This is a genomic window from Desulfobacterales bacterium (assembly GCA_034520365.1).
GTDB lineage: Bacteria > Desulfobacterota > Desulfobacteria > Desulfobacterales > Desulfosalsimonadaceae > M55B175.
This window is the reverse complement of sequence record JAXHNP010000006.1, coordinates 598,088-623,673: the sequence shown is the minus strand read 5'-3', so window position 1 is coordinate 623,673 and position 25,586 is coordinate 598,088. Positions and strand designations below refer to the sequence as shown.

At 48.6% G+C, this 25,586-nt stretch carries 17 protein-coding genes; 15 read left to right on the top strand and 2 right to left on the bottom strand.

The window, feature by feature from the left end; all coding sequences use genetic code 11:
* The first annotated feature begins 54 nt into the window (after positions 1–54).
* On the top strand, positions 55–1,962 hold the full coding sequence (locus U5L07_10820) for a tetratricopeptide repeat protein (GenBank protein ID MDZ7832234.1): 1,908 nt from the start codon (positions 55–57) through the stop codon (positions 1,960–1,962).
* Positions 1,963–2,966: 1,004 nt separating this feature from the next.
* Here U5L07_10820 and U5L07_10815 read toward each other — a convergent pair.
* Positions 2,967–3,131, bottom strand: a complete 165-nt coding sequence (locus U5L07_10815) for a hypothetical protein (GenBank protein ID MDZ7832233.1) — start codon at positions 3,129–3,131, stop codon at positions 2,967–2,969.
* A 222-nt stretch (positions 3,132–3,353) separates the two neighbouring features.
* On the opposite strand from U5L07_10815, the gene U5L07_10810 reads away from it, so the two are divergent.
* The 6 genes from U5L07_10810 to U5L07_10785 all read left to right on the top strand — a co-directional run bounded on the left by U5L07_10810 (position 3,354) and on the right by U5L07_10785 (position 11,773).
* Positions 3,354–4,490: a tetratricopeptide repeat protein gene (locus tag U5L07_10810; protein ID MDZ7832232.1), complete on the top strand. Its 1,137-nt coding sequence runs from the start codon at positions 3,354–3,356 to the stop codon at positions 4,488–4,490.
* 500 nt (positions 4,491–4,990) lie between these two features.
* Positions 4,991–7,033, top strand: a complete 2,043-nt coding sequence (locus tag U5L07_10805; GenBank protein ID MDZ7832231.1) for a tetratricopeptide repeat protein — start codon at positions 4,991–4,993, stop codon at positions 7,031–7,033.
* An 85-nt stretch (positions 7,034–7,118) separates the two neighbouring features.
* Positions 7,119–7,487: a four helix bundle protein gene (locus U5L07_10800; GenBank protein MDZ7832230.1), complete on the top strand. Its 369-nt coding sequence runs from the start codon at positions 7,119–7,121 to the stop codon at positions 7,485–7,487.
* 122 nt (positions 7,488–7,609) lie between these two features.
* On the top strand, positions 7,610–7,843 hold the full coding sequence (locus U5L07_10795) for a hypothetical protein (GenBank protein MDZ7832229.1): 234 nt from the start codon (positions 7,610–7,612) through the stop codon (positions 7,841–7,843).
* Positions 7,844–8,102: 259 nt separating this feature from the next.
* Positions 8,103–9,692 (top strand): tetratricopeptide repeat protein, encoded by a 1,590-nt coding sequence (locus U5L07_10790; protein ID MDZ7832228.1) that lies wholly within the window; start codon positions 8,103–8,105, stop codon positions 9,690–9,692.
* 218 nt (positions 9,693–9,910) lie between these two features.
* The gene (locus U5L07_10785; GenBank protein ID MDZ7832227.1) at positions 9,911–11,773 is read left to right on the top strand and encodes a tetratricopeptide repeat protein; all 1,863 of its coding nucleotides are present in this window, start codon (positions 9,911–9,913) and stop codon (positions 11,771–11,773) included.
* A 622-nt stretch (positions 11,774–12,395) separates the two neighbouring features.
* On the opposite strand, the gene U5L07_10780 is transcribed toward U5L07_10785, so the two are convergent.
* Positions 12,396–12,650 carry a type II toxin-antitoxin system Phd/YefM family antitoxin gene (locus tag U5L07_10780; GenBank protein ID MDZ7832226.1) on the bottom strand — a complete coding sequence of 85 codons (255 nt, stop codon included), beginning with the start codon at positions 12,648–12,650 and terminating at the stop codon, positions 12,396–12,398.
* 495 nt (positions 12,651–13,145) lie between these two features.
* Between U5L07_10780 and U5L07_10775 the strand changes: the two genes are divergently transcribed.
* The 8 genes from U5L07_10775 (at position 13,146) to U5L07_10740 (ending at position 25,508) form a co-directional block, all read left to right on the top strand.
* Positions 13,146–14,015, top strand: a complete 870-nt coding sequence (locus U5L07_10775; protein MDZ7832225.1) for a hypothetical protein — start codon at positions 13,146–13,148, stop codon at positions 14,013–14,015.
* Positions 14,016–14,179: 164 nt separating this feature from the next.
* A complete protein-coding gene (locus U5L07_10770; protein MDZ7832224.1) occupies positions 14,180–14,998 on the top strand; it encodes a hypothetical protein in 819 nt (272 codons plus the stop codon).
* Between the two features lie 362 nt (positions 14,999–15,360).
* Complete coding sequence (locus U5L07_10765; GenBank protein ID MDZ7832223.1) at positions 15,361–16,335, top strand: hypothetical protein; 975 nt, start codon at positions 15,361–15,363, stop codon at positions 16,333–16,335.
* A gap of 554 nt (positions 16,336–16,889) precedes the next feature.
* Entirely contained in the window at positions 16,890–17,597 is a 708-nt protein-coding gene (locus U5L07_10760) for a C39 family peptidase (protein MDZ7832222.1), read from the top strand.
* 44 nt (positions 17,598–17,641) lie between these two features.
* Positions 17,642–19,168, top strand: a complete 1,527-nt coding sequence (locus tag U5L07_10755) for an SPOR domain-containing protein (protein MDZ7832221.1) — start codon at positions 17,642–17,644, stop codon at positions 19,166–19,168.
* A gap of 312 nt (positions 19,169–19,480) precedes the next feature.
* Positions 19,481–21,274 carry an outer membrane protein transport protein gene (locus U5L07_10750; protein ID MDZ7832220.1) on the top strand — a complete coding sequence of 598 codons (1,794 nt, stop codon included), beginning with the start codon at positions 19,481–19,483 and terminating at the stop codon, positions 21,272–21,274.
* 503 nt (positions 21,275–21,777) lie between these two features.
* On the top strand, positions 21,778–23,490 hold the full coding sequence (locus U5L07_10745) for a WD40 repeat domain-containing protein (GenBank protein ID MDZ7832219.1): 1,713 nt from the start codon (positions 21,778–21,780) through the stop codon (positions 23,488–23,490).
* Complete coding sequence (locus tag U5L07_10740; GenBank protein ID MDZ7832218.1) at positions 23,487–25,508, top strand: hypothetical protein; 2,022 nt, start codon at positions 23,487–23,489, stop codon at positions 25,506–25,508. Before U5L07_10745 ends, U5L07_10740 begins: the two co-directional genes overlap by 4 nt.
* The last annotated feature ends 78 nt before the right edge of the window (positions 25,509–25,586 follow it).

Below are 25,586 nucleotides of genomic sequence, written 5' to 3'. Positions count from 1 at the left end.
TCAGCAAATGGTAATTGAGCATCGACACAAATAAAAAGCAAATTGGTCTGACTCATGGATAAAGCAAACTGCCTGCCGGATAAGTCTGGCAATGCCTTTCTTAAAATCGTCCTGCCCCTCCTTTTACTTGCCTTGCTGACAGGCGCCATCTATTCAAACACCCTGGACGCGCCGTTTGTTTTCGACGCGGGCGGCTATATTCAAAATGACAGTGCCATCCGGATGACGGAGCTGTCCTGGGAGCAGATTTCGACCGCTGCATTTGAGAGCGTTCCCAAGAAACGATTTCTGGCCAACCTGAGTTTTGCCTTCAACTATTATTTTGGTAAATACGAGGTCCTCGGCTACCATCTGGTCAATATCCTGATCCACCTGTGCTGCGGCATATTCCTTTTTTTGTTTGTTAAAACCACGCTCTCACGCACCCCCGCCGGCCGGGCCGCCCTGCCGCCCGGTTTATCTGCTCCTGCAGTTGCCTTTTTAACCGCCGCCCTGTGGCTTGCCTTTCCCATAAACACCGGCGCGGTCACCTATATCGTCCAGCGCATGACCAGCCTGGCGGTGATGTTTTTTATCCTGAGCATGCTGCTCTATGTTCTGGCCCGGCTCTCGTTTCAGGCCAATCGTTTCTCCGGCCGCACAATTACCCTGTTTACCGGATGTTTGATAGCCGGCCTGTGCGCCTTTGCCACAAAGCAGAACACCGCCACCCTGCCGATTCTGATTCTACTCTATGAATTCTTTTTTTTCCAGGACCTGAAACTCCGCCTCAGCCGCAGAAAGGCCCTTTGGCTTGCCGGCGGGCTGATCCTCTTTGCCGGGGTCGCCTTGTTCTATCTCGGGGAAAACCCTCTAGACCGCATTCTTTCTGCTTACAACCGCCGGGAATTCACCCTTCCGGAGCGGGTGATGACGGAATGGCGGATTATTGTATACTATATCAGCCTGTTCTTCTGGCCCGTGCCCTGGCGGCTGAACCTGGATTACGACTATCCTCTCTCCTATCATTTGGCCAATCCATTGGTAACCAGCCTGTCTCTTTTTGCCATTATCAGCCTGATCATACTTGCGGTCTTTATCTCCCGCCGGCACCGAATAATTGCCTTCTGCATGCTCTGGTTTTTTATCAACCTTGCCATTGAATCGTCGGTGATCGGCATTGAGCTCATCTACGAGCACCGCACTTACCTGCCGTTTATGATGCTATCTCTGGCAGCCGTGGTTATAGCGGGCAAAATCAGCCGCCGCCCGAAAATTCCTGCAGCCGTCCTGGGCATTGTTATTCTGGTATTTTCAGTCTGGACCTACCAGCGCAACACCATATGGCAGGAACCGATTGCCTTTTGGGTGGATGGTATAAAAAAATCGCCACGTGACGGGAGGCTTTATGCCAATACCGGTCATGAATATCTGCAGCAGGATAAATACAAGCAGGCGATTCCTTATTACCAATCCGCGTTAAGCCTCTGGACCAAAAATCAGGAGCGCCGATACGGGCCAAAAACCCATTTCCATCTGGGCGCCGCCTATACAAAAACCGGGCAGCCGGAAAAGGCCGAATCCCATTATCGAAAGGCAATTGCCCTGGGCCCAAAGCACGCCAAAGCCCATTTCAACCTGGCACAGCTTCTGACTGAAAAAGGGAATATGGAATCAGCCGCGCACCACTATAAAAAGGTAATTGAAATTGAGCCTGATTATACCGATGCGCACGTCAATTTAGGCAATATTTATGCCAGAGAAAGCGATTATAACAAGGCGAAAGATCATTTTCACCGGGCTTTGAAATATGAGCCCCAAAAAAAGAGGCCCACTTCAACCTGGCCATGGCGCATATTGTGCAGCAGGACTATGAAACGGCAGCGCAGGTCTTTAAACAAATGCTGGCATACCATTCAGACAATCCTGTTATATACTATAATATCGCCTGCATGTATGCCCGCCAGAACAAGCCGGACCTAGCCGTATCCTGGCTGAAAAAGGCTGTTAACCATGGGTATAACAACTGGGAGTACCTTAAAAATGATAAAGATTTGGAGAATATTCGCCAGACCCCGTATTTTGAACAGTTATTAGAGACTGGCCAAAATTAAGTCATATACGATACTGAGCCTTCTCCCCCGGGGAGAAGGCGGTAAACGGTTGCTTAAGCCAAATGACAGCACCAGACACTTTATGTTTCTCTTAATATGCGATATTAAACAGCTATGACCGCATACCAAAACATACTTTCATATTTAAAATCCCTCCTGAACAATCCCGTCTTTTCCCTGATTTTAATGGCGCTTCTGACAGCTATCCTCTATTCCAACACGCTTAATGCCGGGTTTATCTTTGATGATTACCAATATATTCTTGAGGACCCGGCCGTTCGAATGGCCGAATTCACCACTGAAAACCTAAGCCATGCGGCCTTAAACGGCAAACCAAGGCACCGTTTGCTGCCGAACATGAGCTTTGCTGTCAACTACTATTTTGGTGGATATAATGTCGTTGGCTACCACTTGGTAAATATTGTTCTTCATTTTTTAACCGGTGTCTTTCTTTTTTTCTTTATCCGGATAACACTTGGCATTGATATCCGCCAAAAAAGCTCAAAAATATATACAGAACAAGGGTTTATAAATTCGGTAAACAGTATCGCATTGTTTGCAAGCTGCCTTTGGCTTGTCCACCCCTTGCAGACGCAAGCGGTCACTTATATCGTCCAGCGCATGACCAGCATGGCCGTCATGTTCTATATTCTTTCTTTACTCCTGTATATACTCGGCAGACTGAGCTGGCAAAATAACCAGCACCGCCTAAAAGCCGGCGGATTCTTTGCCGGGTGCATAATTTCAGGAGGATTGGCACTTGCAAGCAAACAAAACGCGGCTACTTTGCCGTTTGTCATCCTCTTATACGAATGGTTCTTTTTTCAGGATTTAAAAATTAAATGGTCCAAAAAACAAATCCTCTGGATTTTTTCAATATTGATGATTTTTGGCATCCTTGCGCTGATTTACCTGGGGGAAAACCCCGTCGAGCGTATTCTGCGGGGCTATGCCCTGCGGGATTATTCCTTTTCCCAGCGGATTTTGACGCAATTGCGGGTAATACCTTATTATATCACCCTGCTCTTCTTCACCCATCCCGGCCGCCTGGCCCTCGATTATGATTATCCATTATCCAACGGACTCCTTCATCCTGCAACCACACTCCTGTCGCTTGTCGCTATTGTCGCCCTGATCAGTCTCGCAGTATATTTGGGCCGGAAAAAATCCCGGCTGGCCTCCTTCTGCATTTTATGGTTTTTCGTTACTCTTTTAATTGAATCCTCTGTAATTTCTATTGAGATTGTTTATGAGCATCGAATGTATCTTGCTTCGATGATGCCGGCATTGCTTTTAAGTTTTCTTGTCATCAGCCGGACTCGGCCGCATTGGCTGGCCATATGCCTGTTAAGCATCATTCTGCTGATCTCTGCCACATGGACATATCAGCGAAACATCACCTGGCAAGAGCCGCTTGCCTTCTGGGAGGACAATCTCAAAAAAACCCCTAACGATCACCGGGTGTTAAACAATATGGGCTTTTCGCTTATGCAGGCCGGCCATTATGATCAGGCCATCCCTTATTTGCAAAAATCAATCCAACTGAAAACGTCAGCCCAAACCATACGCACCACCCTGCTTGATCCTTTAAGAAACCTGGGAGCCGCACTCATTCAAATTAAAAAATTTGACCGGGCGATCGAGACATTACAAACCGCTATCAAAATCGATCCGGAATCTGCACCCAGCCATGTTAACCTTGCCACCGCCTACGAGGAACTTGAACAACATAAAAAAGCGATCACCCATTATAAAAAAGCATTAGAGATCCAACCGCAATCCATAAGGGCTTTAACCGGGCTTGCCGATATTTACTTAAAGCAGGGAACGGTTCAAAGGGCAGCCCGATATCTGCAAAAAGCCCATGCTATTGATGACAAAAGCGTTAAAATTAAGACAAAGCTTGCAAGATGTTTTGTCAAAACGGGGCAGCCGGAAAAGGCGATCGACCTTTACCAATCCGCACTATCCATAGCGCCTGCAAATGAGGCACTGCTTATCAACCTTGGCAATACATATGCCGCTAAAAAAAATCTCTCTGAAGCTGTAAAATACTATAAGAAGGCTTTAAGGCTAAATCCCCGGAATGCCTCTGCCCGCTTCAACCTGGCAGTTGCCTGCTCCGCCCAAAAAGAATATGAAAAAGCTATACAAATATTTAGAGAGATGCTTAATTATCTGCCAAACAATCCAAACATATACTATAATATTGCCTGCATGCATTCCTTAAACGGCCACCCTTCCAAGAGCGCTGAATGGCTTAAAAAAGCATTGGCAAAGGGCTATGATAGCTGGAAGAAAATTAAAACCGATCCGGATCTGGCGAATTTGAGGCAAAGTAAGTATTATCAGGAACTGATAGCAACTAAAAAATCCCAAATTTCAAATAACAAATGACAAACAAACACTAAAAACAAGCACCAAATACCAAATTATAAATTACAAACAAGCACCAAATATCAATGACCAAAATTCCATACAGTCTCCTTATAAAAGAACTTGTCATTTATCGTGTGGCAGCTTTCCACCATTGTCATTTCGAACGGCAGCTTTCCGCCACTGTCATTTCGAGCGGCAGCGAGAAATCTTTAAGATTCCTCGTCGCTCACGCTCCTTCGGAATGACAAGTGCGGAACTGTGAACCGTGAACCGTGAACCCTGAACTCTGAACTGTGAACCCTGAACCCCCATTTGATATTTGCAATTTTTTATTTGGAATTTGTTTGATATTTGAGATTTGTTATTTGGTGCTTGCTTGTTATTTGGTGCTTGTTTGTTTTTTGGTGCTTGGAATTTGAGATTTGTTTGATATTTGAGATTTGAGATTTGAAATTTGTAATTTGTGATTTGTTTGTTATTTGGGATTTGAAATTTGGAATTTATTCGGAAATTAATGCATGCATACAGCCGGACTATCAAACAAAAATAGCCTCTACAGCCTATTAGCCGCCCTCGCCCTCCTCGCTGCCGCGGTCCTGATATACGCCAACACTCTCAACGCTCCCTTTGTATATGACGATGACGGCTACATCGTGGAGGATTCCGCCATGTATATGGTCGATTTTGACCTGGAATCCATTAAAAAGGCGGCGTTTGAGGGCCGGCCCAAGAACCGGCCGCTTCCCAATATCAGTTTTGCCCTAAACTTCTATTTCGGCCGCCTCTCGCCGGTGGGCTACCACTGGGTCAATATCGGCATTCATATCCTGACGGCCGTTTTTCTTTTTTTCTTCTGCCGGGATACGCTGGCGCTGTATGCCGGTTTTAGAAAAAGCGAACCTGACGGCCCCGGAGTGAATTTCAATAAGCATACCACCCCTGCCGCTTTAATCGCGTTTTTGGCCGCCCTTATCTGGCTGGCGCACCCGGTTAACTCCTCGGCAGTCACCTACATTGTCCAGCGCATGACCAGTCTGGCGGTGATGTTTTATATACTCTCCCTGATGCTTTATATAAAGGGCCGCAAGTCTCAGCGGGCGGCCGGGGCATTCACCGGCCGCACCGCCGCCCTTTTTCTCGGTGCCGCACTCGCCGGCATCTGTGCGCTTTTCAGTAAGCAAAACACCGCCACCCTGCCCATTTTTATTTTACTATACGAATGGGTTTTCTTTCAGCAGTTAAAACCCTTTAACTTAAAACAGCTTCGAGTCCTGGGGATTCTGGCCGTTATCATTTTTGCGGCCGCCGGCCTGTATTACCTGGGCGGCGATCCGGTGGAACGGATCCTGAGCGGCTATGGCAGAAGGGATTTCACCCCCGGCCAGCGGGTGTTGACTGAATTCCGGGTGGTCATCTACTATATCGGCCTGTTTTTCTATCCAAATGCGGACCGGCTGATCCTGGACCACGACTACCCCCTGTCCCAGTCATTGGCGGGGCCGGCCACCACCATTTTCGCCCTGGCCGCCATTCTGGCATGCATCGCCCTGGCTGTTTACCGGCCCAAACGCCATATTCTCCTGTCTTTCGCCATCATCTGGTTTTTCGGCCACCTGGTGATTGAATCCACCCTCATTCCCATTGAAATCATCTATGAACATAGAAACTACCTCCCCTATATGATGCCCTGCCTGCTGGCCGCGGTTTATTTGAGCCGGCTGCTTAAAAAACGGCAATGGCTGTATATCGGGGGCATGGCCCTCATCATTCTGTTACTTGGGCTTGAAACCCACCAGCGTAATATGGACTGGAAAAACCTGGTCACTTTCTGGGAGGATGGCGCGGTCAAGGCCCCGCATAAATTTCGCCCGCATGCCAATCTTGGAAGCGCGCTTCTGAAACAGGGTAAAGCCCAGGAGGCTGCTGTTCAGCTGGAAACAGCCACCCGGCTCCAGCCGGAAAAACCACAGGCGGTTGGAAAAAAGGCCAAGACTTATACCACCCTGGCTGATGCTTTACTGAGACAAAATGACCCGGAAGAAGCTATTGCAAATTACAAAAAAGCTTTAAAAATCAGCCCTGGATTTGAGGATGCGGTGCTTAATATCGCCAGGGCCCTTATAAAGCAGGATCGCGCCGAAGCCGCCCTCGATCATTTAAAAGGTTATTTGAAAAAGCATCCGGATAAGGCAAAACTCCACATGACCCTTGGCGACACCTATATTGAGCTAAATAATCTGAAGAAAGCCGGTATGCACTTTAAAAAGGTCCTTGAGTTAGAACCTTATCATACAAAAGCCTATAACAGTTTGGGCAACATCCTGGCCCAGCAGGGGAAGCGGGATGCCGCTATCAACAACTTCCAAAAAGCCATAAAATACAATCCGGAATCTGCCAGCGCCTACAACAACCTGGCCAACACCCTGGCCCACGCCGGCAAACTCGAAGAAGCCATTAAAAACTATAAAAAAGCTTTGGCCATTGATCCCGGGCATGAGGGGGCGAGGGAGAATATGGAGAAGGTGATCAGGTTCATGGAAAGCAGGCAAAACCGGAACTAAAAACGGTTTGCCATTTAATCTGTTAAGCACCAATAATTAAGCACCAAATCTCAAATTACAAATAACAAACAATAACCAAATTTCAATGACAAAAATTTCAAACAACAAACCGCTGTATGACCTGGAAGAAAGGACTTTTCAGTTTGCCAAAGCTGTCAGGCTTTTCGTTAAAACGTTGCCGAAGACAATTGCCAATTCCGAGGACGCCAAACAGGTTGTAAGGGCATCCGGCTCGGTTGGAGCAAATTACAGGGAAGCCAATGAATCATTGAGTAAAAAAGACTTTTTGATGAGGATAAAAATCAGCCGGAAAGAAGCAAAAGAAAGCGCCTACTGGCTCAGGCTCATTTATGAAACAAATCATGAAGGAACAAATAAAGAGGCTCAGCATTTGATGCTTGAGGCCAATGAATTAATAAGAATATTCTCTGCCATACTCAGCAAATCACAATAAATCGGCCCGGCGGTTTTGTTTGATATTTGGGATTTGTTATTTGGTGCTTGTTTGTTTTTTGGTGCTTAATGCTTGGAATTTGTTTTTTTGGTATTTAAAATTTCTCTGGAAAAGAAGGTCTTATGATTCAGGCCAAATTCAGTCTTAAAGAATCGCACATTCAATTTATCAAACAATGCAAGCAGTATGGATTTAAGGATAATAGCGAGGTCGTGCGCGCCGCCCTTGACCGTTTTTCTGAAGAACTGGCCCGGCAGCGCCTGCTTGAATCGGCGGACTTATATACAAAAGTATATGACGAAGACGATGAAACACAGGACTGGACAGATTCCGCATTGTCAGAGTGGCCGAAATGAGCCGGTTAAGGCGCGGGATGGTTACAAACAATAAGTCGCTTTATGACTTTGAAGAAAGGACTTTTCAATTTGCCAAAGCTGTTCGACTTTTTGTTAAAACGTTGTCACCAACAATCGCCAATTCCGAAGGTGCTAAGCAGGACGTAAGGGCAATCAAAACAAATCGCCCGCTCCGCTCGGTTTGTTTGATATTTGAGATTTGAAATTTGGAATTTGTTTGTTATTTGGAATTTGAAATTTGGAATTTAAAGCATAGCCCATGACGATCTCCCATTCAGCCGAAACATCCCCTCGCTGCTTGATTGCAGCATCACTGCTCCTTTTGGCCGTCATCGTATGTATTATTTATTCCAACACCTTCACCGTCCCCTTCGTATTTGACGACAGGATAAATATTACCCGGGTTCCGGCCATGCATATGACGGAACTGTCATGGGAAAATATCAAAACAGCGGTTCAGGAGGCGCATTCAGAATACCGCCCCCTGCCTAATATCAGCTTTGCCCTGAATCATTATTTCCACGGCCTGAATGTGACCGGCTACCATATGGTAAACATCAGCCTGCATCTGATGGCTGGATTGTTTTTGTTTCTGTTTGTCCGGCAAACCTTGCTGATCCACGGGCTGCCGCAGAAGCCCGGATATACGATAAGCCCTGAGGTGCTGGCCTTTTCTGCCGCCCTTATCTGGATTGTCAACCCGGTTAACACCCGGGCAGTGACCTATATTGTACAGCGCATGACCAGCATGGCTGCGCTTTTTTTTATTCTCTCCCTTCTGCTGTATGCCTGGGGGCGCGCCCGCTGGCGGGCGCACGGCAGGATAACCGTAAACTCCGGCATCGCATTTTCCGGCTGCCTTCTGGCCGGGATCTGTGCGGTCATCAGCAAGCAGAACGCCGGGATGCTGCCGATTTTTATCCTCCTATATGAGTGGTTTTTCTTTCAGGATCTGTCAATATCGCTTTCCAAAAAACAGCTCGGCTGGATTATCGCCGGCCTGGCAGTTTTTTCGGCCATAGTGCTTCTGTATCTGGGCGCCAACCCTTTCGAACGGATATTAAGCGGCTATACGCGGCGCGAATTTACATTGCCGGAACGCGTTATGACGGAATGGCGGGTGGTCATCTATTATATAACGCTTTTTTTCTATCCATTTCCCGGGCGTCTCAACCTGGATCATGACTACCCCCTCTCGGTTTCGCTGATGCAGCCGCAAACCACCCTGCCGGCTCTGGGGGCGATTGCGGCGCTGGTCATCCTGGCCATATACCTGGCGCCGCGCCATCGGCTGATCGCCTTCTGCCTGCTATGGCTAATTCTGAATCTGATCATCGAATCTTCGGTCATCAGCCTTGAAATCATATTCGAGCACCGCACCTATTTACCCTTTATGCTGCTGCCTTTGGCTTTTGCCTGCCTGATATTCAGGTTGATACAGCCGAAAGTTCTTGCCCCCGCCGTAGTCTGCATCATCGCCCTGATTTTTTCAGTATGGACCTATCAGCGCAATATCACCTGGCAGGACGGGGCCGGCTTTGCCCGGGACCACCTGCTTAAATCCCCCAACAAAGCCCGGCCCAACATGGAAATGGGCGTTTACCTGGCCCATTCGGGAAAATATGATCTGGCGCTTCAGCACTTATACAAGGCCCTTCAATTAAACCCCACCGGCCGCGTTATTGTAAACACCTATACCAACCTGGGAAATGTCATGGTCAGAAAGGGGCGCCTCAAAAAGGCGATTGAGTATTATCAAAAGGCGCTGGCCATGGAGCCGGGGCATCAGAGCGCAAGGGAGAATATAAAGAAAGTCAAGGCGTTTATGGAAAAAAATGCTGAGTTCTGAGTTCACGGTTCACAGTTCACAGTTAAGCACCAAATCACAAATCTCAAATTACAAACAAGCACCAAATATCAATGACACAAATTCCAAACAAGTTCGGCCGAAAGGGTTTTGTTTGATATTTGGTGCTTGGAATTTGTGATTTGTTTGTTATTTGATGCTTGAAATTTGAAATTTGTTTGTTATTTGGTACTTGGAATTTGTGATTTAAAGCATAAAGCATGAGCATGAACCAATCCTCTCCACATCGCCATCTCCTCACCGCCGCCGGCATCCTTATATTAACTGCCGTTGTCTTCCTCATCTATTCAAACACCCTCAACTCCCCCTTTGTGTTTGACGATACCGGCTATATCACCGAAGACCCGGCCATCCGCATGACGGATCTTTCATGGGAAAACATCAAGCAGGCTGCCCTGGAGGGCCGGCCCAAAAACCGCCTTTTGCCCAATATCAGCTTTGCCATAAATTACTATGTGGGCCACTATAATGTTTTAAGCTATCATTTAACCAACATTATAATCCACCTGGCCAGCGGGCTGGTGCTGTTTTTTCTGGTCCGGCTGACACTTGCCCGGTTCGCGCCGGCAATCGGCACTAACCCTTGGGCGGCGCCCGGGGCGATCGCCTTTTTTGCCGCCCTTATCTGGCTGGTGCAGCCGGTAAACACCCAGGCGGTGACCTATATTGTGCAGCGCATGACAAGCCTGATGGTGTTTTTTTATATCTTAAGCCTGTTTTTATACGCCTGGGGCAGAAGCCGGTGGCAGGATACCGGCAGGCTCACGCCAAAAGCCGCGGCAGCCCTTTTTGGCTGCGGGCTGGCAGGTATCTGCGCGGTCATCAGCAAGCAGAACGCCGGGATGCTTCCCGTCATGATTCTGGCCTATGAATGGTTTTTCTTTCAGGATTTAAGGCTCTCGCTTTCCAGAAAGCAGGTTTACTGGATTATCGGCGTATCAGCGGTTTTTATCGCCATTGCCCTGCTCTATTTGGGGGGAGATCCCCTGGAGCGGATCCTAAGGGCTTATACCCGCCGCGAGTTTACCCTTGCCGAGCGGGTGATGACGGAGTGGCGGGTGGTCATCTATTATATAACGCTCTTTTTCTATCCCCATCCAACCCGGCTGATCCTGGATCATGATTACCCCCTGTCCATCGCTCCGGTCCAGCCGATGACCACCTTAATCTGCCTGGTAGCGCTTATCACCCTGGCCGGTTTGACCCTATACCTGGCCCGGCGCCACCGGCTGATCGCCTTCTGCCTGTTGTGGTTTCTCGCCAACCTGGTGATCGAATCCTCGGTCATCGGGATTGAAATCATCTATGAGCACCGCACCTACCTGCCGTTTATGTTTTTGATCGCCGGCGGGGTGCACTTGGCGCTAACCCGTATCCGGCCGACAAAAGCTGCTTTAGCCGGCCTCTGCATCATTACCGTGGTCTTTTCCATTTGGGCGCATCAGCGGAACACGATCTGGCAGAGCCGCGTTGCCTTCTGGGCGGACAATGCCAAAAAAGCGCCCAATGATTTCCGGCCCCACCATGATCTGGGCGCAGCCTTTTATGATGCCGGGCAAATTGATAACGCCATCAATCAATACAGAAAAGCCCTGGCCCTAAAGCCGGGTCATGCGGACACCTTAAACAACCTGGGAAACGCCTTTAAGCGCAAAGGCCGGATGAATCAGGCCATAACCTATTACAACCGGGCGATTAAAATTAACCCCCGGCACACCAAGGCCCGCATCAACCTGGCCGGCGCTTTGATTCAGCAGGGCCAATTTGAAACCGCCCTGGATCATTTAAATCAGGTACTCACCCGCGGGCCCAATGCCGAGGCCCATGTCAATGCCGGCGCTGCCCTTGCCCGCATGAACCGCATTGATGAAGCCATCAAACATTTTAAAAAGGCGCTTGCCATCCATCCGGATATTGCCGAAACCCATAACAACTTAGGCGTTTTATTGATCCAGAAAGGCGATTATCAGGCTGCGAAAAACCATTTTAAGGCCGCCCTGCGGCTCCGGCCGGGGTATAAGAGTGCAAGGCAGAATTTGGAGAAACTGCGGGCTTTGGAATAGGTCGGATCAGGGTTCACGGTTCACGGTTCAGGGTTCACAGTTCAGGGTTAAATTCCAAATCACAAATCTCAAATTACAAACAAGCACCAAGGGATTAAGCACCAAATCCCAAATCCCAAATTACAAATTACAAATTACAAACAAGCACCAAATCTCAATGGCCAAAATTCCAAACAAAGACAGGTTCGGCCGAAAGGGTTTTGTTTGTTTTTTGGTGCTTGGAATTTGTGATTTGTTTGTTACCAGAGAGAACGAATTGGGTATTGTGTAACAAGGGGGTCGGGGGTAAGAATTGTTAGAGAATGTTCGATAGCCTGACACACAAGAATCCGGTCAAAAGGATCTTTGTGAGGAGAGGATAACTTAAGTAGGTGAAAGGTATCTTGTTCCGATAAGTCTAAGCGGGCGATCATGTGTCTTTTGCGCTCTTTAGGAATGAATTTATCAGGTGAAAGCGGAAGAGACAATTTGCCCAAACGATATTTAACATTGATTTCCCACGCAGAGACCGAACTCAGATAGACCTCATTTTTCGATTCGGTAAAAGAATCAATTGCGATAGTTGACAGTTTTTCACTACCAGTTATCAACCATAGAAAAGTGCAGGTATCGAGTAAGAGCTTCAAGCGTCCTCGCCGTTAAAAGCAGTGACAATATCGTCTGGGAGAGGTTCAAAAAAAGCGTCGCTAATCTTAAAGTCAGGATAATCTTTTCCGGCCAGACCAATTGGCCTTTTTTTATTTGGCAGGACCGCAATCGGTTTTATTTCAGCAATAGGCACATTCCGTTTACAGACTATCACTGTTTCTCCACTGCTTACTTTTGCAATGAAACTCGAGAAATGTGTTTTTATTTCGTTTATGTTTAAGTTTATCATAACCACATTCTAAGTCATAATGTTGGTCATGTCAAACATATATTAGCAAAAGCACCAAATCTCAAGACTCAAATTACAAACAATAACCAAATCACAATGACCAAAACAAAGACAAGTTCGGCCGAAAGGGTTTTGTTTGATATTTGGGATTTGAAATTTGTGATTTGTTTGTTTTTTGGTGCTTGAGATTTGAGATTTATTTTTTCAAAATTTTTCCCTTGACAATCATTTTTAATCGGATATTCTGATGCTAAGTTTTATTCATAAGGATAAACAGAGTTCACTTTAGCAACCTCACATCCAACTTAAAATCAGGATCTGCAAAAGATCTTGAGGAATTTGAAACCCAATTGAATTTGAATATTTTTCTGTATATGCAGAAAAATTTTTTTATCCGAAAGGAGGTGATTGGGACCCGTTAGGCAACTCTTAATTTTAATTATTCAAGCAAACCTTAAAACCAATTAATCACAAACTTCTTTAACGGAGGAAAAAATGAAAAAACTAGCATTAGCATTAGCCTTTTTGATGATCATTCCGGGCGCGGCTTTCGGCCTGGAAATGATGAATGACAGCGCCATGGATGACGTTACCGGTCAGGCCGGTGTGTCAATCATCGCCGATGACGTCCAGCTCTTCCTGAACATCGAGCGGATGGCATGGATCGACAGCGACGGTTTCGAATCCGGTCTTGGAAATCCCTTTGGCGTGGCCTCAGGTAGCGGCGGTGCAGTCGGCATCAGCAACTTCCAGATCGATGTCTTAGAGATTAACGCCATTACAAACACCACCGTAGGGATTGGAGATAACACTACGGTAAACCTGAATCTCGGCTCCACCGAGGACGGCAACCTGAACCTGAACTGGGACTACAGTCAAACCACACAATTCGCTGGCGCCTCAATTGCCACCACAAGCACCGATGCTTATGGGGATGGCGGCGATGCTGACCAGGCATATGGAAATTTCGGTGCGCAAACCCTGGGGTTGGACAATTATGACAGTCTTGCGGCCACCGGCGTTGACGGCACCAATGAAAGCTTTAAGTTTTCGGCCATCACCATTGATGCCACTTCCCAGCTGCCCGCAGCCTCGGAAGCCTTCTCAAACATGTCTTCTCTGGGTGACTCTAACATCGGCGGCGTCATGATCGGCCTGCCGACCCTGGAAGCCTACATTCCCAGCCTGACCATGACTCCGGCATTCTACAACCTTGCTGATGCAGGCGCTAATGGAGCAATCAACGATGTTGACGGTACAACGCTTACGGAAGACCTGCTAGACGGCGCCAACTTTGGCACCATGGAGATTCAGGGCCTTACCTTCAGCGTGCTGAGCGGCTGGGTGGAAATTGCCCCCCACTGATAATTACAGGGGCTGATTTAGCTTGACTCGATTGGGCTAAAACTCTAAAAAAAAGGGAGGGAAGGGTTTAAAATCCTCCCTCCCTTTTCACTTTGAAAGCCTAAAAAGCGTAAACCGGGGATTCCCCCCGAAAACAATCACAAACGGAAATAAGGAGGTAAGGGATGAAAAAACTTGTATTAGTTCTAGCCATGTTAATGGTATTACCCGCCGCCGCATTCGGCATCCAGTATGACCTGATGAACGACGGCAGCATGGACGAGATGACCGGTCAGGCCGGTGTGTCCATCATGTTCGACGACATCCAGCTATTCTTAAACATCGAGCGCATTGCCTGGATCGATTGTGATGGCTTTGGTACGTTTGAAGGCTTCGGCACTGCCGAGGGGCCCGGCGGCGCGGTTGGTCTTCAGAACTTCCAGCTCGACGTTCTGGAAATCAACGCGATTACAAATTCGGCCAATCCGGACGGCACTTCCGGCACCGATAATGTGAACTTTGGTTCGCTTACCACCGGTGACCTGGAGTTGAACTGGGATTACGGCCAGACCTCCACACTTGATACCTGCGCTATAGACGGGAGTTATTCAGGCAACGTGGCCACGGCTACATTAGGACTGGACAATTACACGGCGCCAACTAATAATATGTATAGCGCGCTGACCATTGATGCCACCTCCCAGCTTCCGGTGCTTTCGGAACAGCTTCAAAATAATGGGAATGGCGGTGATGCTTACATGGGCGGTGTTTTGATCGGTATTCCGACCATGGAAGTATACATTCCTTCGATGAACCTCACGCCGGCTTTTTACAATCTTGAAGGCTACAACAGTAACAACTTGGCGGCTGGCGAAGCAGTAAATGATCAGGATGGTAACAACGATATCATCGGGTTGGAAAACGGTGCCGATTTTGGTACGATTGAAATGACAGGCATCACCTTTACCACCTTGAGCGGCTGGATCGAAATTGCACCGCACTGAAAAATTGCGCTTAACCGTATGACATCTCGATTTTGTTGAGATAACACAGCAGCGGAAAAGAGATTCTTTTCCGCTGCTGTCATTTCGAGCCGACAGCGAGAAATCTTAAGATTCCTCGTCGCTTGGCTCCTCGGAATGACGGTGGGGACGCCGCTTGCGCTCCTCGGAATGCCCAAAGAGTTTAACAACAAATGGTTTTGTTTGATATTTGATGCTTGGAATTTGAGATTTGTTTGTTATTTGGGATTTGAAATTTGAAATTTGAAATTTTCACCACCTAAGGCACAAAGTTTTTTAAGCCTTGAACCATGAACCGTGAACCCTGAACTGTGAACTGTGAACTTCGAACCGTGAACCCATTTATGCCAAAAAACTTCTCCATATTCCTAGCATCCCTTGCCTGCATCCTGCTAATCCCCTGGGCTGCCGCCGCTACCCTCCAGCCGCTTAACAACGCGGAAATGGAGGATGTAACCGGGCAGGCAGGCATTACGATCGCCGTAAAGAACGTCCAGATATTTCAAAACATCGAACAATACCGGTATAACGCATCAGACAGCGGCTACTTTGGGCTTCTCAACCTGCAGTCCGACGTCATGAAATACAACTTCGGTACCGCGGATATGTCCACCGGATTGATTTTCCTGGATACCGGCGTCAATAGCGTGGCCTCGCTTGATGATTGGGATGAGAAGACGACGCCGGATTCTATCAACAAGGGAATGATCGGCATGGCAGCGCCGAACTGGGACCAGGAAGTTTCTTATCTGTCTGACGGATTGCTTTTTTCTGACGGAAATACCGCCTACAACCTGGGCTTCGTGGGCATCGGTCAAATCCGGCAGCCCTCATGGAAGACCTTCTTGGCGCCCCATGGCGAAAGCGGTGTGGATATGGAGCATGATTTTGAAATGCACATTGACACCGCAGCCTATTTCTATGGGACGGATTCAAACAATAACTGGTTGAGGGTCGCTTTTGAAAACATCCACATCGGCCAGAGCTTCGGCTTTGGCACAGCCGGCGATGACCCGGCAGACCCCACGACTTGGACATCTGATATCGGCGAATTTCAGATCGGCGATATGTTCGGCGACATAGACAGCTCGGAACCCAAGGACCAGCATTCCCGGCCCGCCCAAATCGACGCCGGGGTCAGTGATTTTGATTTTGCCGATTTTGATTTCGGCGACTACCCGCTTGGCGCCTACCGGCTGCGGCTTCCGTTTGAAGGCTCCATCCGTTTTGAAAATTCCCACTTCGGCGGAACGGATTTCGGCCCAGGCGCGATTGACGGGATTAAGGCGTATCGGTTTGATGCGTATTTGATTCCGTAGTGATCAAGCACCAAATCCCAAATTACAAATTTCAAACAATAACCAAATCACAATGACCAAAATCTCAAACAAAGACAAGCCAAGGCCGAAGGGGTTTTGTTTGTTATTTGGTGCTTGTTATTTGGGATTTGTAATTTGAGATTTGTTTGTCATTTGGTGCTTATAATTTGGTGCTTGTTTGTTATTTGATGCTTGTTATTTGGAATTTGCCTCTTTCAGCTACCTTATCCTGCCCGCCTGTCATTGACGTTTACGTAAACCCCTGATTTTAAAATATTGACTGCCCCGCCTTCCATCAAATTTCAATTTGACAAAAGTCCTGACTTCATATAAGTACAGTAAATATTGTTTCATGAAATAACATATGTTCAGGGTGATGCGATTGGTTGAATTTAAGCTGTTTTTACCCTCATCCCGACCTTCTCCCAGGGGGAGAAGGAGACTAAAGGATTAACCCTGAACTGTGAACTTTGAACCCTGAACTCTGAACTTTTCTTATGCATATCGTCGCCGCATTCATAATTTCCGTTTGCCTGTTCGCCGGGTTTCATCCAATGAAGGAAAACCCAAAAAATGAATTCACCGTAGATGTGGGTGGACAGTATCCGGTAACAGCCGATTTTCAAATCAGGCCGCTGGAGGAGCTCCAGAACAAAAGCCTTGTCAAGCAGGAGTATGATTACAGCTGCGGCTCCGCTGCCCTGGCCACGCTGTTAAACCATTTTCTGGGGGAAAACTTGACCGAAGCCCAGGTCATCTATGGGCTGATGGAGTACGGCGATGCCCAGAAAATAGCCAAGCGCCGGGCGTTTTCCCTGCTGGATATGAAGCGCTTTGTCAATAAACTCGGGTATAAGGGTGTGGGCTACAAGGCCACCATTGAGGACATGTATGATATCGCCGAGATGAAGCACCCCTGTATTGTGCCAATAGAATTTATGGGATACCGGCATTTTACGGTTTTCAAGGGGTTTCACGGGGGCCACATTTTTCTGGCCGACCCTTTCCGCGGCAATACCAGTTACACGCTTGCCGCGTTTGAAGATATGTGGTATGAGAATGTGGTTTTCATGGTCTATCCGGAAGGGGCGAACACCTACAGCGCCCTTGAGTTAACCAATGATGATTTAAGATACATCCATGAAAGCGTGATTGACGACCTGATTACGAACTACGGGCCGGAAATCGGTTATCCGGCCCAGCATGAGCGGGATTTTTTCTTCACCCTGCCTGAAGAATATCAGAAATACTATTCCCGCTGATGGGCTAAACTTTTGATAAACCCGAAACTATTGGGGAGTGGCTTGTGAGAAAGCTTGTGATAATGCTGTTCTGCTTTGGCTCCATTACCGGCATGACAATAAACCCAGGGTTTTGTCAAAGTATTGAAGATATACTGAAAAGCTCCTCGATAGAAGACAGTGAGACAGAGGACAGCCAGTCCAAAGACCAGCAGGAACCTTCTGAAGAAGAAGGAAAGGACCAGCAGCCGGATCAACCCGCCCACGTATCCCCGGAAAATCAGTTTGCCATCCAGTTCGGCACGTTTAAAAGCCAGGGCGCGGCAGATGAACAGGTCATTGAACTTAAAACCAAAGGATATGACCCCTATATTTTCCAGGGGGTAAACGCCCAGGGCCAGACCATCCATGCGGTGCGCATCGGAGAGTTCAGTTCCTACCAAAACGCCGCGGAAAAACTGGATGAACTGAAAGATTCCGTTGACACCCCCGGCCTGATTGCCCGCTATGATTCACTGGAGATCGCCGAATCTAAAGAACGTGCAGAAGAAGCCGCTCAAATGGCGCAGAAATCAGAGACGCAAAAAATACTGGAAGCCGAGCGGAAGAAAGGCCGGACCGATGGATCGGCCGGCGGTGAGGAGGGTCTGCTGGAGCGGATTGACCGGCTCGAATCCGAATTAAATCAGTTGAAAGAAGCCGAAAAAGTCCGGGATGACCTGCAGATGACCGAGGAAGAGGCAAAGGAGGAACAGGAAGACATTCTTGAGGCCGCCGGCCGGGAATACACCCTGACCGGAGAGGGAAATATCAGATTCTCATACGGGTTCGGCTATACCTATTCCGAATATAATGCCATCAAAGAATCCGTGCGCGTAGAGGATGTGGCCAACCATACCATACGCAACTCCTTTAACGTCTCATACGGCCTGAAAGACAACTTTACCTTAGGCACCGGCATCCCCTTCGTCTACAGGTATCACCGGGTGGGGACAGTGGACTCAGAGGAGGTAACGGACCTGGGAGATCTGTCCATTAACTGGCGATATCAGCCTGTAAAAAGCAGCAGAGACCTGCCCACCATCATTGTAAACGGCGGGTTTAATGTGCCGGTGGGCAGAAGCCCCTATGAAATTGATCCGGGTGTAGAGCTTTCCACCAGCAGCGGGATGTACTCCTCCAACCTCGGGGTTTCAGTCAGCCAGGTAACCGATCCGGTGGTGGTGTTCTCAAGCCTCAGCGCCACTTACAGGTTTCCTGTGGAAGACATCAACCAGAAACGAAACGAGGGAATTCTGGATGAGGTGGATCCGGGCATGGGCTTTGGCATTGGCGCGGGCATGGGCTATGCCCTGTCCTATAAGCTGAACCTGAATATGAGTATCAACTATTCCTACAGCTTTGAGACCGAATACAAATATAAAAATGCCGCTGTTGCGGAATCGGGTACCAGCGCATCTGCCAGCATGAGCCTGGGCGTGGGCTACCGGCTGAGCCGCACGCAGAACCTGAATTTCAGTTTCGGCATTCCTATTACCAATACCGGCAGTTTTTCATTCTCTCTTAGCACGCCCATCGAGTTTGAATTGTAGGAAGGTGTGGGTGTAGGGTTCAGAGTTCACGGTTCACAGTTCACAGTTCACGGTTGACGGTTCACAATTAAGCACCAAATCGCAAATTACAAATTACAAACAAGCACCAAATTTCAATGACCAAAATTCCAAACCAATTACGTATGAACGCATTGGTCATTTCGAGCGCCAGCGAGAAATCTTTTCATTGCATGCATTTTTAAGATTTCTCGTCACTGTCGTTCCTCGAAATGACAGTGGCGGAAGGCTAAAGTTAATGACATTGAGTTCAGGGTCAGTTTAGGCAAAGGAATAATGCAGGGAGAAATCAGCTTGCGGCACCATATATATTCAAGGTTATGCATAATAGCATTTATAGCGGTTTTATCATGCCTCCTCTGCCTGCCCAAACCCTCCCATGCCACTTTTACCGAACAGATCGCCATTACCTCCAAGGCCATCTCCCTGGCCAATACGGTAACCGCCTATCCCCCGGGCCTGATGTCGGTTCACTACAACCCCGCCGGGCTCTCGGAACTGCCTGAGGGCAAAACCTTTGAGCAGGGCTTTGTGATTCCCTGGATCCGAAATACCATAAAATTCGAGGCGGACGAGGATTTCGAGGGTTTCTTTGACACCTGGGGGCCGCAGGAAGGCCAGATTCATGACCCGGTGGCCGGGGAGGAGGATACCAACAGCAGCGGGGTTATGTACCTGCCCATATATGATGATACCATCAATTTTCTTGTGGGGCCAACCGCCGGGCTGGCCTCGCGGTCAGAGGGTTCCAGGTGGACTTTTGCCATCGGCAACTATGTCCCGTTTGGCGGCGGATTTAACTTTAAAAGCGACAGCCCGGTCAGATGGGGCGGCCGGACCCTTTACCAGCAGCACCTGATTTATGCCGCACCGGCGGTTAGTTTTCAGGCCACACCGACCCTTTCGCTCGGCATGACCGTGGGCATGGGGCAGACCGCCATGGGCGCCCGGGTGACCCAGCGGTCTCCGAACGAACTGGTGGCGCTGACCCGGACGCTGGGCAATGCCACGGAAAAACTCTATATCCCCATTGTATCTGATCTTACCCTGCCCCCGCCCTGGTTCGGCGGCGGGGTCGGCCCTTATGACCAGGTTGCCTCGTTTGAATTTAATGTGCGGGATGATTTTTCACCCAACTACAACCTTGGGCTCCTGTGGCAGCCAAAGGAATGGTTTTCTTTTGGCGCAACATATCAAAGCCCGATTGAAATCGAAATGTCAGGCGGGTTTACATTTAACTATTCCGAAATCTGGCAGCGATTTATGGCCTGGAACGGCTCCAGCCCTTTGACCCTGATGATTGCCGGGATGCTGGATCTGCCGACAACCGGAGTGCCTTTTCAAACCGGTACGGCCACGGTTGACCTCACCCTTCCCCAGCGCCTTCAGGCCGGATTTATGCTAAAACCCACCAAGCGTCTGCGCTTAATGCTGGATCTTCACTGGGCGGACTGGTCGGTCCAGGAGGAGCAGCGCATCCACATGGACCAGCGCATACAGCTTTTGCGAACGGTTAAGCTCCTCGGCTATACCGAAGGCGACCAGGACCTGGTGATCAGAAACGAGTTTGAGGATAGCATTCATGCAAGTGTCGGGATGGAATACCAGTTAACTGAAAAGCTTGCGCTTCGCGGGGGCTACTCCTACCGGCCGACATCAGTGCAGGATCATCTGCGCGATGTCATGGCCAATGTGTTCCCGGATCTTCATTTTTTCGGCGCCGGCGTGGGGCTGACTTTACCGAACAAGCATGAAATCGATGTGGGGCTGGGGTTTTTGTATCAGCCGTCAAACAAAATCCCCAACAATACCTCGGATAACTTAAACTCCACGGATTTTTTCAAGCCCGTATATAACCCCTATGCCGGGCTTGACGTGGAACAGAAGTTTGGGTTATATATGGCCTCACTCACCATGCGCATGCCGTTTGCCGATTTTATCGAAATGCAGAAGGAACTGATGCATCACCAGCATGAAGTGATCCACAAGATTGTGGGGTTGTTGAATCCATTTTCTTCAGGCCATGATGAGGAGGGCCATGAGGAGCATGGAGATGATCATGAAGAAAACCATGAAGAGACGGAATAATTAATAAATACAGAGTCCTTTAAGTCCCTCTTTGAAACAGACAAACTCATTTAAGTCCCTCTTTTATTATTGTGCCATTTGGCAATAGTGGAAAAGGGGGATGGGTGCGATAGCTTTTTGCCCCTGTCATTCCGAGGAGCGACAGCGACGAGGAATCTTAAGATTTCTCGCTGCCGCTCGAAATGACAGCCTTGTTATTGCTAAATCTCAAATTTCAAGCACCAAAAAACAAACAAATCCCAAATTACAAGCATCAAATGACAAACAAGCACCAAACTCCAAGCACCAAATGACAAACAGATCTCAAATTCCAAGCACCAAATTACAAGCACCAAATATCAAACAAGGGCAATGGGGAACATGCGCTTGAAATTTGGGTCATTGAGATTTAGTTATTGTTTGAAATTTGTAATTTAACCGTGAACCGTGAACTGTGAACTGTGAACTGTGAACCGTGAACCCTGAACCTTAAACCCTGAACCTTAAACTGTGAACTATTATTTATGATAACCAAAAAACTTACTACCATCTTCGCCGTTTGTTTAAGCCTTCTTATCGCTGCCCAGTCATTTGCTGAAGAAGAAGACATCCAATTCAAGGAAACCATTACCTCCCTCGGGGCTGTACCTGAAGATTTTACAATTATTGGAGATTCGGTAAAATACAGCACGGATTTCAGGCAAATTACATATGCGGCTTACAAGCAGAAAACCCATAACATTATCCGTCTGGACAATCGAACGAGCCCGGTTTATCATGCTGTTCGGCCGGGTTTCCCCAGATTTAGTGCCAGCGGGCGGCACGCATATATCGCATACAAAGGAAAAAATGCTAAGGCATCAGTGGTCGTGGACTGGGAAACAGACGGCCGGTATGACAATGCCGATAACTTCCGGTTCAGCCCGGATGGCAAACGGTATGCCTACCGGGCGGCTGAGGGCGAGAAACAAGCCCTGATTATTGACGGCAAGCCGGACAAATGGGTTACCGGCATCCCAATGAATGACGAGGACAACATCCTTTTTAGCCCAAACTCCCAGCACATCGCCTATGTGGCCTTTGAAGACGAAGCCTGCCGGGTGGTACGGGATAATAAGGTCCAGGAGCATGGTTTTCAAAGGATCAAGGAACTCACCTACAGTTCGAATTCCAAAAACCTGGCCTACAAAGGAAGGGTTAGCAATAAAGGCGGGCGGGAAAAATGGAGTGTTGTGGTAAACGGGAAAAAGCATCGTGCCTATGATCATATTTTTGATCTGATATTCAGCCCCAACTCCAAACACCTGGCCTATGTGGCGGTCAAGGCTGAAGACGAAGAAATGGTCCTGGTGTTAAACGGCCAGGAGCTTGACGCCCATGAATTTTATGGCTTGCCGACGTTTTCACCAAATTCCAAAAAACTGGCGTACGCCTTTCGTGACGGAAAAAACTTTCACATAGTGGTCAATTCAAATAAAAGTCCGGCGTTTCGGCAAATTTATAAATTTTACTTCAGCCTGGATTCGTCGCGGTACGCCTATATTGCAAAAAAAGAAGACCATTGGCATTGCATTATTGACGGCGAGTTTGGACAAGCCCATAAAAAAGGGGTGGATGCCTTTAAGTTCAGTCTCGACTCCTCCCGTTATGCCTATGGGGCCCTGGAAGAAGTCGGGGGGAAAATCGTTGTGGACGGCGAGCCCCATCCAACTTTTCTGTCTGTGGGGGAACCTTATTTCAGCCCGGACTCCAAACACACTGTGTATCGGGCCCGGCCGCCGAAAATAAAAGGCTGGACCACCATATTTGACGGGGAAAAAAAAGGTAATTTTTATCCGGCAATCGCTAAATACCATTTTTCCAAAGATTCAAACCACCTTGCCTATAATGCACTGATTGATTTTGATCAGAATGTCATGGTGGTGGACGGAAAAGAGTATTGTAAAAAAGAAAAATTTAATATCATGGATGATCCGTATTTCAGCCCGGACAGCAATAATGTCGCCTATATTGCAGCGCATGGCGAAAAAAAAGAATTCTTTCTGGTTGTCAACGAACATATTTTGCCCACCCAATACGGCGGGTTTTTTAAAGACACACCCATTGTATTCGATGATGACCGAAAGTTTCACACCATCGGCATGCGCGAACCCGGGCCGGAATTTCTGTTGATCGAGGTGGAAATCCCGGAAAACGTCAAACTGGAAACCGATTTGTCGGACTTGGAAGACCTGTGAAAAATTCAATTTATACCATATTCATTCTCTTGTTTGCCGCTTTTCTGATTTTGTCGCCGGCAGCAGCCCAGGAGGAAGAAACGCCGGATCAGACCCGCACCATTGAGCTGGCCGGGCAGTGGCCCTTTCATTCCACCAAGGCCACGGCAGTGGACAATGACCGGGGGCTGATCTTTCTTGGCGAGGGCGAACAGCTGGTGGTGCTGGATGAAGATTTAAACCGGATCACCGGGTTAAAAGTAACCGATACCGGCCAGATCGGCGGCCTTTTTTATTCAAAACCGGACCATCTGATTTATGCGGCATGCCGATCTGACGGCCTGTGGATCATTGATGTGACTGACCCGGAAAACCCGTTCAAAGCCGGCGCCTATAAGGATACGGAAAGAACCATTGACCTGTTCAGCGTGCATGTTGACGAAAAAATTGCCTATATGGCCTCGGGCATTGCCGGGGTCACGATTGTGGATGTCTCAGATCCCGCGGATACAAAATTTTTAAGCAGCATTGACCTGCCCGGCGCCTTTGGCTTCACCTATGCGGTGGATACATTTGTTTTCAATGATTCGCTTTATGTGGCGGATGTGATTAACGGGGTGCACATCAGCGATGTGTCTGATCCGGAAAACCCGGACCCCCTTAAACTGCTGGCCCTGGCCAATGCCCGGGATGTTTATGTGACGGGTGATATTTTGTTTGCTTCACTGGAGTCCGGGGGCCTTGAAATTGTCAACATATCGGATCCGAACAAGCCGACCGAAGAGAGCGTCTATCAAGTTCAGGGCCTGGCAAACCGGGCAACCCGGATTTTTGGAGACACCGCATATGTGGGCTTTGATCAGGCGGGTCTGCATGTGCTGGATATCAGTGATATTAGCGAGCCGGTTCATGAGCCGGCATGGGAATATACCGCCACCGGCGCCAAAAGCATCGCTTTAAATGCCAACGGGGATGCGGCCTTTATTACCGATGATCAGATCGGGCTCCAGAAGATCGACGTGGCTGACCCGGCAAATATGACGCGGCTGGCTGCATACGACACCCCGGCCGATGCCGCGGCCATGGATGTTTCCGGGGAGTACGCGTATGTGGTGGATGATACGGTGAGCGACACCCCGGAAAACGAAGGCCTGCGGATATTTCAGCTGCCGGTAACCAACAATGTGATTCAATTTAGCCTGGCGGGATTTGTTAAAACCCCGGGGTCGGCCCGGGATGTTTCCGTATTCGGGGAAACCGCCTATGTGGCGGACGGGGACTCCGGCGTGCAGGTGATATCTGTCATTGATAAATCCGCGCCTGAAATTCGGGCACAGATTGATACAGCCGGCAGGGCTGAAGGGGTTTTTGCAGATGGCGGCCGGGTCTATGTGGCAGCCGGCGAAGAAGGACTGGCAATTATTGACGTGAGTGATCCGGATGCACCTCAAGAAATCGCCGTTATTGATACAGCCGGATATGCGGGCAGTGTGTTTGTATCCGGTGATTTTGCCTATGTGGCGGACGGGGATAACGGCCTGGTGATCATCAATGTTTCTGAGCCTGCGGCGCCGCGCCTGGTAGGGGCTATACAAACGCCGGGGGCTGCCGAAGGCGTGCGCATTAAAAATGAATTCGCCTATGTGGCGGACGGGCCGGCCGGGCTGACTGTGGTCAACATTGACGACAAGAGATCCCCGGACATTGCCGCAACGCTTAATACCGGCGGGTATGCGGAAAATATATCCATCACCGCCAGCGTGGCCTATGTGGCAAGCGGGGAAAAGGGCCTGACGACAGTGGATATATCCGATCCGGCCCAGCCAGTTAAAATCGATGAATGGGGTTTTGACACCAACGGGTATACATCGGATATTTTCAGCGGCTATTCAGTGGATGACACCGCGTTTTTATTCCTGGCAGACGGCCCGCCGGGCCTGATCGCCCTAAACCCGGCACTGGAGGACAAAAAGGACGACGGCGGACAGAGCAGCGGAAGCAGCAGTAGTAGCGGGTGTTTCATAAACGGGCTAAGGTAAAAAGTTCAGAGTCGTAGGGTCGGCCACCGTGCCGACCCTTCAGGGTTTTGCCCCTGCCATTCCGAGGAGCGACAGCCT

What these genes read in the sequence shown, in the direction of transcription:
- U5L07_10785 (MDZ7832227.1), top strand. Translation starts at nt 9,911, where the DNA reads ATGAGCATGAACCAATCCTCTCCACATCGCCATCTCCTCACCGCCGCC.
- U5L07_10760 (MDZ7832222.1), top strand. Translation starts at nt 16,890, where the DNA reads ATGAAGGAAAACCCAAAAAATGAATTCACCGTAGATGTGGGTGGACAG.
- U5L07_10800 (MDZ7832230.1), top strand. Translation starts at nt 7,119, where the DNA reads ATGACAAAAATTTCAAACAACAAACCGCTGTATGACCTGGAAGAAAGG.
- U5L07_10820 (MDZ7832234.1), top strand. Translation starts at nt 55, where the DNA reads ATGGATAAAGCAAACTGCCTGCCGGATAAGTCTGGCAATGCCTTTCTT.
- U5L07_10805 (MDZ7832231.1), top strand. Translation starts at nt 4,991, where the DNA reads ATGCATACAGCCGGACTATCAAACAAAAATAGCCTCTACAGCCTATTA.
- U5L07_10770 (MDZ7832224.1), top strand. Translation starts at nt 14,180, where the DNA reads ATGAAAAAACTTGTATTAGTTCTAGCCATGTTAATGGTATTACCCGCC.
- U5L07_10790 (MDZ7832228.1), top strand. Translation starts at nt 8,103, where the DNA reads ATGACGATCTCCCATTCAGCCGAAACATCCCCTCGCTGCTTGATTGCA.
- U5L07_10745 (MDZ7832219.1), top strand. Translation starts at nt 21,778, where the DNA reads ATGATAACCAAAAAACTTACTACCATCTTCGCCGTTTGTTTAAGCCTT.
- U5L07_10815 (MDZ7832233.1), bottom strand. Translation starts at nt 3,131, where the DNA reads ATGGGTGAAGAAGAGCAGGGTGATATAATAAGGTATTACCCGCAATTG.
- U5L07_10775 (MDZ7832225.1), top strand. Translation starts at nt 13,146, where the DNA reads ATGAAAAAACTAGCATTAGCATTAGCCTTTTTGATGATCATTCCGGGC.
- U5L07_10795 (MDZ7832229.1), top strand. Translation starts at nt 7,610, where the DNA reads ATGATTCAGGCCAAATTCAGTCTTAAAGAATCGCACATTCAATTTATC.
- U5L07_10810 (MDZ7832232.1), top strand. Translation starts at nt 3,354, where the DNA reads ATGTATCTTGCTTCGATGATGCCGGCATTGCTTTTAAGTTTTCTTGTC.
- U5L07_10780 (MDZ7832226.1), bottom strand. Translation starts at nt 12,650, where the DNA reads ATGATAAACTTAAACATAAACGAAATAAAAACACATTTCTCGAGTTTC.
- U5L07_10765 (MDZ7832223.1), top strand. Translation starts at nt 15,361, where the DNA reads ATGCCAAAAAACTTCTCCATATTCCTAGCATCCCTTGCCTGCATCCTG.